Raw genomic sequence first — 12,851 nt, forward strand, 5'->3', positions numbered from 1 at the left:
GTAACAATGATCATTTTGACTTGCAATGTCTACCTAAAACGATTCGTTGCATTAGAAGTGACAGCGTACGTTTCATCGATGATTTGTTGGACAATGAGACGTACTAATCTTACATTCTCCCCAATCATTTCAGGGTCAAGCATCTCTTCATGCGTCCCCTTCGCTTGATGTTCAGTATGAGTACCAAGTGTTGCATCTCCCCATGACCAAGAACAATCCTCCGTTGATCCCTTTCTCGTAGAATCTTTTGCTATTAATTCATGGATGTTTGCCTGGACAGTACCCGTATTTACAAGTTGATTCCGATACCTAGCATATGAATAAATTCTGTTCGTATAAGCAGGAGTTACAAGATGCTTATACTGTTCAGGCATGTCTTCTAATAGAGAATCGATTTGTTTTATTGCTTCTTCCTCCGAGAATTCTGCCTCTCCATTGCTTCTAATAGAATCAAGCATGATAATATCCTTTACTTCATAGCCTTTTAGCTTCATAGCTTTTGCCACTTCAAATGCGAGATTACCTCCCATTGAATAACCCAAGAACACGTATGGTTGTTTGTCTTGTACGTCAGTAAGGATTTTTACATATTGTTCCATTAAATCCTCATCATTTTTATATTCTTCGATAAAGTCGATGCCGTATATCACACAATGGTTTTCAAGTAGTTTCGCCATGTCGATGTAAGCCATTCCATATCCGATCGCTGGAGGGAAGCAGAACACATTCACACGTCCATGTTCGTTTAATTTCATGATCGGGTTGTTATGATTTTTTTCAAACATGGATCTTACAATTTCCTGCGCCATTCCTTCTATAGTGGGCATTTCAAACACTACACGGATAGGGATTTCGACTCGAATATCAGTATAGATCTTCCTGATTAATTCAAGGACATGTAAAGAATGTCCACCTAGCTCAAAGAAATTGTCTTTTCTACCTATTTTGAGAACACCAAGTACTTCTTTCCAAATTTCTACCAATTGCAATTCCGTTGGTGTTTGTGGAGCAGTATATTCCACTCCTAGATGGATATTTCCTTCTGGTGCAGGTAACGCATTTCGATCGATTTTCCCGTTTGGTGTCAACGGCAGTTGCTCAAGTTGAATGAAATAGGATGGAACCATGTAAGTAGGTAAATCTTGTAACAGCGAACTTCTTATTTCACCTACTGTAAGTTGCTGTTTTGCCACAAAATAAGCGCACAAATGCTTCTGCCCCACTTGGTCCTCTCTTGCAATCACCACCGCTTCATGAACGGAAGGTACTTGTAGGAGTTGCGCTTCGATTTCACCAAGCTCAATGCGGTAACCCCGAATTTTTACCTGATGGTCCATTCGCCCCAGGTACTCGATGCTGCCATCTGGTAGCCATCTTGCCATATCTCCTGTTTTATACATCCTCTCTCCTGCCACAAACGGGTTCTCTACGAATTTTTCTGCTGATAGCTCAGGACGGTTCCAGTAGCCTTTTGCCAATCCTTCTCCTGCAATGCACAGTTCACCTGCTATCCCAATCGGTTGGATATGGTTTTCAGCATTCAAAATATAGCAGGTAGTGTTCACGAGCGGTTTGCCGATCGTTATGTTTTCTCCTTCCATCAGTTGTCCCACCGATGAATACACCGTTGTTTCCGTTGGACCGTACATATTATACAAACGTGCCTGCGTATTCTCACGCAAGGTTTTGAGCATAGAAGCTGGAAGTGCTTCTCCACCAAACATGATTTCTTGTAAGCCCTGCAAGCACTGGATGTGCCCCGAGGATAACAACATTTGCATGCGGGAAGGTGTCATTTGGATCATGTCCACCTGTTGTTTTTGAATCACATCACTTAATGCCCTCGGTTCTATTTGCTGAATGCCACTAGCTAGAACTACCCTTACTCCTTTACTTAACGAAAGTAACGTTTCTAATACAAAGATATCAAATGAAATCGTCGTAACAGAAAGAAGTGACTTCCCTTGGGTAAAGTCGATTTGATTGGTTATGCCTTGCAACAGGTTGACAACCGCCTGCTGTAAAATCATGACGCCTTTTGGCTTGCCTGTCGATCCAGATGTATAAATGACATAGGCTAAATCAGCAGGACCACTGATCGGTTCAAGGTTAGATATTTCTTTCTGATAGGAAGCTTCCTCATCTAGAGCTACAAATCTGCCAGTAAAAGATATCTGCTCTTTCAAATGGCTTTGCAGCACTACCAATTTGGCTCCCGCATCCTCCAACATGTAGCGAATACGCTCTCCCGGGTAGTCTGGGTCAATTGGCACGTAGGCTCCTCCAGCTTTCAAGATACCCAACAGCCCGATCATCATGTCAAGGGAACGTTCGACCATAATCCCCACCAACTGATTCGCTTCTATCCCTTCCGCTCGCAGAGTTCGTGCCAGTTGATTCGCTCGCTCGTTTAATTCACGATATGTTAGTTGCTCTCCTTCGAAGACTACAGCCACATGCTCCGGTGTACGCTCCATCTGACTCTCAAATAATTGGTAAATCGTTTTCTCCCTTGGATAATCCGCTACTGTGTCATTAAAAGTTTTTAGAATTAACTCTTTCTCTTGAGGCGTGATTATCTCAATGGTAGAGAGCTTCGTATGCGAATCAATCATAATGCTGTCGATTATCTGTAGAAAATGCTCTGCCATTCGCTCTATGGTGTCTCGTTTGAACAGCGACGTAGCAAATTCGAAAGTACACACAATGGTTTCATCATCTTCTTCGGCATATAAGGTTACATCAAACTTAGAAACGGTATGCTCTCCCTGATACGGTCTAAGTTGTAAGCCCTCGATAGTATGTTCTCCTTGCTCCACATTTTGTAAGACAAACATAGTGTCAAACAGCGGGTTGCGACTGAAATCACGTGCTACATGTAATTTCTCTACCAGTTCCTCAAATGGGTACTCCTGATTTTCAAATGCATGTAGCGCATGCTCTTTGACCTCTTGGACATATTCGTAAAATGTTTTTTCTGCCGCTGGATAGGTGCGAATCGCTAGGGTGTTAACGAACATACCAATCAATCCACCAAGGTCTGCATGCGGTCTTCCCGCTATCGGAGTTCCTACAACGATATCTTCCTGTCTACTGTTTTTGCTTAATAAAATGGTATAAGTAGCCAACAAAACCATGTACAAGGTCGATCCCGTTTGTGCAGCAATCTGTCTCATTCCATCGCTTCTTTGTTGATCGATCACAAATTCGAATGTATCTCCCTGATAGCTTTGTACCGCAGGTCTTGGATAATCTGTTGGCAAATCAAGTACCGGGCTTTCACCGCTATGGACTTCCAACCAATATGCTTCCTGGTTGATCATTCGTTCACTTTGTACTTCTTCTTGCTGCCACACCGCATAATCCTTGTACTGAATTCGAAGCGGTTCTAGCTCCTCTCCTTTGTACAATTGGAAGAACTCTTGAACGAAAATACTTGTGGAAACAGCGTCAGAAATGATGTGATGCATGTCAAGCATCAAGACGTGGCGATCCGCTTCAAGTTCGATAAGCCCAACCCGCAAGAGCGGTGCTTTTGCAAGATCAAATGAACGCACGAATCCTTGAATGATTTCTGCCGTCTCCCCTTCTTTTGCCTGTGAGTACTCAACCTCAAATGTCACGTCACGGTAAATATGTTGGATTGGCTCTCCATTCACCATCTCAAAGCCTGTTCGAAGTGTCTCATGGCGGTCGATCAGGCTTTGGAATGCTTCTTCAAGATTCTCTCGATGAAGCTGTCCCTCTACCATCAGGACACTTGGCATGTTATAGCTGAGTCCTCCACCTTCGATTTGATTTAAAATAAACAATCGCTTTTGAGCAGAAGATACTGGATAGAACTCTCTCTCCTGGATCACGGGGATCGAGGAGTGAGCAACATAATCTATCCCAGATACTCGTTCTGCCATTTGTTCAATCGTGGGATATCCGAAAACATCACGCAAGGGAAGACTGATGCCCATCTCTTTATGCATCATGGCAACTAGAGTAGTGGCTCGTAAGGAATGTCCTCCACTGTCAAAGAAGTTGTCTTTCACCCCAATGCTTGGAATCCCAAGCACCTCTTGCCAAATTTTTGCTATCTGCACTTCTATCTGGGTACGCGGTGCTACATGTTCCACTCCTGTTTGCATACTTCCTTCAGGAGCAGGTAACGCCCTACGATCGATTTTTCCATTCGGTGATAATGGCATCCGTTCTAATTGCACAAAGTAAGAAGGAATCATGTATCCAGGTAAATGTTGTGACAATGTGCTTCTTAGATCTTTTACAATCAGTGGTTTATCGGCTACGAAATACACGCATAGTTGCTTCTGTCCTGTTGCGTCTTCCCTTGCGATTACCACCGCCTCTTGAATCGTTTCCACTTTCAAGAGTTGTGCTTCTACTTCGCCAAGCTCAATGCGGTAGCCGCGAATCTTCACCTGATGGTCGATCCTACCAAGATACTCGATATTTCCATCTGGTTGCCATCTTGCCAAGTCTCCCGTTTTGTACATTCGTTCGTTTGGCACGAACGGGTTGTTCACAAACTTCTCTGCCGTAAGCTCGGGACGATTTAAATAGCCTCTGGCCAACCCCACTCCCGCTATGCACAACTCTCCTGCTACACTGATCGGTTGAAGGTGTTCCGTTTCATTTTGAACAATGTAGAGTTGCGTATTGAAAATTGGTTTGCCTATCGGGACTACTGTGTACTCTTGATCTGCACGACAATCAAAGTACGATACGTCTACAGTAGCTTCAGTCGGTCCATACAAGTTAATGAGTTGTGCTTGGTTCACTGATGCAATGATATGGTGGAACCTGGCTACTTGTGAAGGCGCCAAAGCTTCCCCACTCGCAAAAACTTGTCTCAGATTATGAAGTTTTCTCTTTATATCCTTGCTTGAACATTGCTCAAGGTACTCTAAAAAAGCGTGCAGCATAGCTGGGACAAAATGCATAGTGGTAATACCTTGCTCAGCTATCGTCTCAACGATGCGTTCAGGGTTCTTCTCGCCCCCCAAAGATAATAAACATACTTTTGAGCCTACGAGGGACCACCAAAACAGTTCCCACACTGATACGTCAAACGTAATTGCTGTTTTTTGTAAAATAGTGTCTGTTTCTGTAATTGGGTATCTAGTTTGCATCCACATCAGTCGGTTTATGACAGAATGATGTTCTACCATAACCCCTTTAGGCTTGCCTGTTGATCCAGACGTATAGATGACATAGGCTAAGTGTTGTGAATCATTTATAGGCAAGAGATTAGATTTGTCCTTGCTATACATTTGTCCATCATTTAAATCAACCAGTTTTCCCGCAAAAGATACCCGGTCGCGTAAATGATTTTGCACCAACAACAACTTCGTACCCGCATCCTCTAGCATGTAGCTAATACGTTCCTCAGGAAACTCTGGGTCAATCGGCACATAAGCACCGCCCGCTTTCAAAATCGCGAAGATTGCAATCATCATCTCCAAGGAGCGTTCAACCATGATGCCAACTAACTGATCAGCTTGTACACCCTCTTTTCGCAAGGTTCTCGCCAGTTGATTAGCTCGTTCATTCAGCTCACGATATGTCAGTTGGCTAGCCTCGTAGATCACTGCTACTTGATCCGGCGTACGCTCCACCTGACTCTCAAACATCTGATGGATCGTCTTATCCGCTACATAATCCGACGTCGTATCATTAAATACTGCTAGAATCTGCTCTTTCTCTTGGTGCGTTATTATAGTAAGAGATGAGAGCGTTGCATGTGGATCATGCACAATCGTTTCAATTAACTGTACAAAATGCTCTCCCATCCGCTCAACTGTTTCTTCCTTATAGAGAGAAGTAGCATATTCAATGCTACATACGATTCCCTCTGCTTGCTCTACCGCATTCCAAGTTAAATCAAACTTAGACACCGCATGGTCGTCCACATAAGAAGTAAGATGCAAGCCCTCGATACTCAATTCTTCTTGCTCTAGATTCTTCAACTCAAACATCGTGTCAAACATTGGATTTCGGCTCAAATCTCTCTTGACATCCAGCTTGTCTACTAGCTCTTCAAATGGATAATTCTGGTTTTCGTACGCTCCTAATGCCTTCTCTTTAACTTCTTGCACAAACTCATAGAACGTTTTCTCACCTACTGGATAGGTACGAATAGACAAAGTGTTGACAAACATACCGATGATCGGCTCCAAATCCGGATGAGATCTTCCGGCAATCGGAGTTCCTACAATCACATCTTCCTGACCCGTATATTTATGTAACAGGGTTGTATAAGCTGCTAACAATACCATATACAAGGTGGAACCGGTTTGTGCTGCTATCTTCCGCAAGCCATCCCTGCTCTTTTTGCTGATGACAATTTCAATCGTATCACCCTCAAAGCTTTGCATGGCCGGACGGACATAATCGGTTGGCATGTCGAGTACAGGAATGTCTCCTTGGAAGACTTCACGCCAGTATGCTTCTTGCTGTTTCATTTCCTCGCTCTTAACGCCTTCTTGCTGCCATGCCGCATAATCTTTGTATTGGATGCGCAGTGGAGATAATTCTTCCCCCCCATATAAGCTGACAAATTCTTGGATCAAAATGCCCAAGGAAACACCATCAGAAATTATATGGTGCATGTCAAACATCAGAAGATGGCGGTCTCTCGCTAGTTCAACCAGCCCAACACGAAGTAATGGCGCTTGCTCAAGGTCAAACGTGCGAACAAAGCCTTGAATATATGCTTCTGCCTCTTCCATACTGGCTTGCGCATACTCCACCACAAAATCCACATCTTGGTGTACTCGTTGCATGGGTTCTCCGTTTACCAGTTCAAAACTGGTTCGTAATGTTTCATGACGCGAAATCAGCTTGCGGAAGGCTATCTCTAATCGCCCTTGATCCAGTTCCCCCTCTATCACCACCACATCCGGCATATTGTAACTAATTTCGCCACCTGTTAATTGACTCAAAATGTACAATCGCTTCTGGGCAGAAGAAACCGGATAGTACTCTCTCTCTTCAATGATTGGAATAGACGCATAAGCGATTTCTTCTCTTTTCTCCAATACTTCTGCCATTTGCTCAATGGTAGGATATTGGAAAGCATCCCGTAACGGCAGATTCTGGTTCAACTCTTTGTAGATTTTGGAGACCAAATTGGTAGCTCGCAAGGAGTGACCACCAATATCAAAGAAGTTGTCCTTCATCCCGATGTTTGGAAGACCAAGAACCTCCTGCCAAATTTGCACAAGCTTAGTCTCCATCCACGTACGAGGCGCCATGTATTCTACTCCCATATGGCTACCATCCTCTGGGGCAGGCAAAGCCTTACGATCGATCTTTCCGTTTGGTGTATGTGGTATTTTATCCAACTGCACGAAGTAAGACGGGATCATGTAGCCAGGCAGTTCATGAGACAATCTGCTTTTTAGTTCACTCATGGTCAATTGCTTTTCTGCTACAATATATGCGCATAATTGTTTGTGCCCAGCTTGGTCTTCTCGTGCGATTACCACGGTTTCTTGTACCGCTTCCATGTTTACAAGCTGTGCTTCTACTTCCCCAAGCTCAATGCGATAGCCCCGGATTTTAACCTGATGGTCGATTCGGCCCAGATACTCGATGGTGCCATCGGGAAGCCACTTTGCCAAATCGCCTGTTTGATACATCTTACTGCCTGCCATAACCGGGTTTTCCACAAACTTCTCCGCCGTTAATTCTGGACGATTCCAGTAACCTCTTGCCAGTCCCTCGCCCGCGATACATAGCTCACCTGCTACCCCAATCGGTTGAGGATGACCCTCGGTACTTAGAATATAGAAGAGCGTGTTCATCAATGGCTTGCCAATCGTGATAGACTCTCCTGTCGTCACTTCTCCAACTGATGACCAAACGGTTGTTTCGGTCGGACCGTACATGTTGTACAACCGTGCCTGAGTATGCTCACGTAACGTGTTAAGCAAAGAAGCAGGAAGAGCTTCTCCACCAAGCATAATCTCACGTATTCCCTTTAGACATTTCACACGCTCCGTACCATGCATGGATGACAGAAGCATCTGCATACGAGAAGGGGTCATTTGAATCATATCAATTTGCTGTTCCAAAATGACCTCGCTCAAGGCTTGCGGGTCGGTCTGTTGCTCCCCGCTAGCTAGGACGACCCTTACCCCTTTACATAGTGAAAGAAACGTTTCTAGCACGAAGATATCAAACGAAATTGTGGTAACGGAAAGAAGGGACTTCCCTTGAGCAAAGTCGATCCGATCCGATATGCCATGTACCAGATTGACCACTGCTTGATGAGTTATCATGACCCCTTTAGGCTTACCTGTCGATCCTGATGTGTAGATGACATAGGCTAAATCAGCTGGACCACTTATCGGTTCAGGGTTGGACGCATCTTTCTGATAGGAAGCCTCCTCATCCAAAGTGAGACATTTTCCGGCAAAAGAAATACGCTCCTGCAAATGGCTGTGCACCACTACCAGCTTGGCCCCCGCATCTTCTAGCATGTAGCGGATCCGCTCTTCCGGATATGCTGGATCAATCGGTACGTAAGCTCCCCCCGCTTTCAAGATTGCTAAGAGACCGACCATCATATCAAGAGAACGCTCCACCATAATACCAACGAGTTGATCGGGCCCTATCCCTTCCGCTCGCAGGGTTCGTGCCAATTGATTGGCTCGCTCGTTTACTTCACGGTACGTCAGTTGCTCACCTTTATAGACTACAGCCACTTGATCCGGTGTACGCTCAACCTGACTTTCAAATAACTGGTGAATCGTTTGCTCCTGTAGATCATCCACTGTCGTATCATTAAACGTTTCGAGAATCAATGCCTTCTCCTGAGGCGTCATCATATTAATGGAGGAAAGCTTTGCATGTGGATTACTTACAAGTACGTCAATTATCTGTAGAAAATGCTCCGTCATACGCTCGATTGTTTCTCGCTTGTAAAGCGTTGTAGCATATTCGAAACTGCACATGATCGTATCTGCATCTTCCATTGCATTTAGTGTCAAATCAAATTTTGATATCGTATGTTCGCTGGCATATGGTGTGATACGCAGGCCTTCCAAATCCTGTTCCTTACTTTCTAGATTTTGCAGCACAAACATCGTATCAAATAGTGGATTACGACTCATATCCCTGTTTACATCCAGCTTATCTACCAACTCTTCAAAGAGGTAGTCTTGATTCTCATACGCCTTCAAAGAGGTTTCTTTGACTTCTTGTAAGTATTCATAAAACGTCTTCTCACTCATCGGATAATTCCGTATCGCCAGAGTGTTTACAAACATACCGATCAGACTTTCTAAATCTGCATGAGGTCTTCCAGCAATCGGAGTTCCTACAATAATATCCTCTTGCCCACTGTATTTACTTAGTAGCGTGGTATAAATGGCCAATAACACCATATATAAAGTCGATCCAGTTTGTGCTGCAAGTTGTTTTAGTTCCTCACTTCTTTGTTTGTCGATTACAAACTCCAACAGACTTCCAGCAAAGCTTCTCACAGCTGGACGGGTATAATCAGTAGGCATATGGAGTACAGGTAGTTCCCCTGAAAATGCTTGTAGCCAATAGTTCTCTTGTTGTTGATACCATTCACTTTGCATTTGTTGCTGTTGCCAAGAAGCGTAATCTTTATACTGAATTCGCTGTTCAGGTAAATCCTCTTTCCCATACAATCCGGAAAATTCCTGAATAAGAACGCTGAAAGAAGTTCCATCAGAAATGATATGATGCATGTCAAACAATAATATATGACGATCTGAGGCCAGCTCGACAAGTCCCACTCGCAACAATGGGGCACTTTGCAAATCAAACATTCGTATAAAATCACGAATAAAGCCTTCTGCTACTGCTTCATTTGCAACTTGAACATACTCAATGGCGAAAGAAACTTCCTTGTGCACACGTTGAATTGGTTCTCCGTTTACTAGTTCAAAGCTGGTACGCAATATTTCATGACGTGCGATTAGTTGATCAAAAGCTTTTTCTAAACGTACTCGGTCTAACACTCCCTCTAAAATCAAAGCACTCGGCATATTGTAGCTAAGTTCCCCACCTACTAGCTGACCCAAAATATAGAGTCGCTTTTGTGCAGAAGAGACCGGATAATATGGCTTTTCTTCCATAATTGGTATGATTGAATATGCCGTTTGTTCCATATCCTCAATTAATTGAGCCATCTGTTCGATCGTTGGATTTTGAAATACATCTCTTAGCTGTATATTCTTTTGAATCTCTTTATGAATCGTAGATACCAAGGCTGTTGCTCGTAAAGAATGGCCGCCTCTGTCAAAAAAGTTATCCCTCATTCCAATCTTGGGTATGCTTAAAATTCGTTTCCAAATATCTTCTAATTGTTCTTCCAACTTTGTGCGTGGTGCCACATATTCTACTTCTATTTGCAAAGTGTCCTCAACATCGGGGAGCATTTTCCGATCAATTTTTCCGTTCGGAGTAAGAGGCATCTGGTTAAGTGGCATGAAATAATCGGGAACCATATATTCGGGTAGCTTCTCTGACAGATTTCTGAGTAGCTCCCCCACTTGGATTGACTCTTTTACGACGTAATACGCTGCTAAATATTTATTTCCATCCTTTATTCCATCCATAACAACTGCTTCGTTGATCTCTGGGAATGTTAAAAGTGCATTTTCAATCTCTCCCAGCTCAATTCTAAATCCTCTGATTTTTACCTGTTTATCAATCCGGTCCAAAAACTCAATGGTTCCGTCTGGAAGCATTTTAACCAAATCACCTGTACGATACATTTGGGTTCCCGGTACAAACGGATTATCCACGAATTTTTCCACATTCAACTCTTCTCTGTTGAGATATCCAATAGATAGACCTTCTCCTGCTATACACAATTCGCCTGTAACCCCAATCGGTTTGAGGTTGTTCGCCTGATCCACCACGTACACCAATGTATTGGCTAGCGGTTTCCCAATCGGAACTGTAGCTACAGCTTCCAATGGAGAATCAATTGGATAAAAGGTGGTGAAAACCGTACTCTCCGTCGGGCCATAAACATGAATTAACCGTTCTGGTCCCAAATAATCAAATGCCTTCCTTACATGACTAACCGATGCCCGTTCTCCTCCAATTAGGACTTTGCGGATATTCTTTAAGCATGTTAGCTGGTGGTCTACCAGCATGTTGAAAAATGCGGTAGGCATAAAGGAAACCGTAACATTCTGTTGCTCAATAACTACACTTAATTTATTCAGATCAAGCATATCCGTTCGTTTAATTAAGACCAGCTTTGCGCCATTCAGTAAAGCACCGTAGATATCAAATACAGAACCATCAAACACATAGTTAGAAAGCTGTAGTAGCGTATCTTTTTCTCCAATTTCGATGTAATTTGTGTTCATTACGACTCTTGTAGCACTGAAGTGTCTGATTTGCGTACCTTTAGGTGCCCCAGTAGATCCAGAAGTATAGATTACATAAGCTACATCGGTAGCTTCTGCTAATGGCTCCAAGTTGGAACCGTCCTCACTGTAAGCCTCCGAATCATCTATCAATAGGCACGTTCCCTTAAAATCCACTCGATGCTGTAAATGACTTTGCAATACGAATAGCTTTGCTCCCGAGTCTTCGAGCATGTAACGAATACGATCATTCGGATATTCTGGATCAATTGGTACATAAGCTCCCCCTGCTTTTAAAATCCCGAAAATTCCGATGATCATTTCTAGAGAACGCTCAACCATAAGTCCTATCAACTGTCCTGCTTGGACTCCTTTCGTTCTCAAAGTTCGTGCTAGTTGATTAGCCTTTTCATTTAGCTCCTTATAGGTCATTTGCTTATCTTCAAAGACAATTGCCACCTGATCCGGTGTACGCTGTACCTGACTCTCAAACAACTGTTGAATGGTCTTCTCTCTCGGATATGCCGTTTTCGTATTATTGAAAGTAAGCAAAAGCTGTTCTTTCTCAGCTTCTAAAAACAGATCAACTTGATCTAAAGAAAGGTCAAGGTTAAATAAGACAATGGATAAAATATGAGATAAATGCCTCCCAACTTGGGCAATCAGCTCTTGATCATAACGATTTTCGTTATAAATAGTAGTTAAATGAAGAGAACCATTCTCCAAATCAAATTGAAAATGGATGTCAAAAGTCGCGTGTTCCTCGAAATCTAGCGGATGAATCTCTTTTAACGAAACGATGGTATTGACAATAGGTACATGTTTCGAATCGTAATGTACATTCAGTCTATCTATAAAATTCCAAAATGGGAGACTTTGATGTTTGATTGCTTCACTGACGGATGTCTTCATTTGGTTTAACAAAGACTTGAATGTACTCTTGCTATGTACTTCATTTTTCAAAATCAATAGCTGATTCGAAAGTGGTGGGGCATCATCTGATGTACGTATTCCGGGAACGCCTACAATCACATTTTCTTCGTTACTATATTTGTGCAACAAGCATTCTACACCAGCTAACAAGATCATAAAGATGGCTAAAGATGACCCGCCTGCTATGGAACTGATTCTTTGGGAAATATGGGGTGGCAACGTAGTGCAAACAGTATGGAAGCTGTCCGTATTTCTGCTTATAGTGGTTGTTCTATTATACGGAAGACTTACGAGATGATCTTCGGCATCAAACTTGTTGCTCCAAAAAGCCTTTTCTTTTTCAAATAGAGCTTTCAATTGCATCACTCCAATTTTTTATTTACATATGAAGGAAACGAACAACGAGGTGTCCACTGTCCACTATCATACATCCACACCTCTTCTTACCTTTAATATCCGCAACGAAATGAATGAGTGCAAAGAAATAAATGTTGAGCGTGTGCTATGGATCTCTCCATAGCACACACTCGTTAAAAGTATTCTTTTCCC

At 43.0% G+C, this 12,851-nt stretch carries 1 protein-coding gene; it reads right to left on the reverse strand.

From position 1 onward, the window contains the following. Positions 1 to 29 precede the first annotated feature (29 nt). Positions 30 to 12,665 (reverse strand): amino acid adenylation domain-containing protein, encoded by a 12,636-nt coding sequence (locus EEL30_19265; protein ID QDX94234.1) that lies wholly within the window; start codon positions 12,663 to 12,665, stop codon positions 30 to 32. Positions 12,666 to 12,851 lie beyond the last annotated feature (186 nt).

The sequence above is a fragment of the Brevibacillus laterosporus genome (assembly GCA_007833815.1).
Classification (GTDB): domain Bacteria; phylum Bacillota; class Bacilli; order Brevibacillales; family Brevibacillaceae; genus Brevibacillus_B; species Brevibacillus_B laterosporus_D.

Bases quoted from the DNA above. Each gene is read 5' to 3' on its own strand.
- EEL30_19265 (QDX94234.1), bottom strand. From the start codon at position 12,665: ATGCAATTGAAAGCTCTATTTGAAAAAGAAAAGGCTTTTTGGAGCAAC.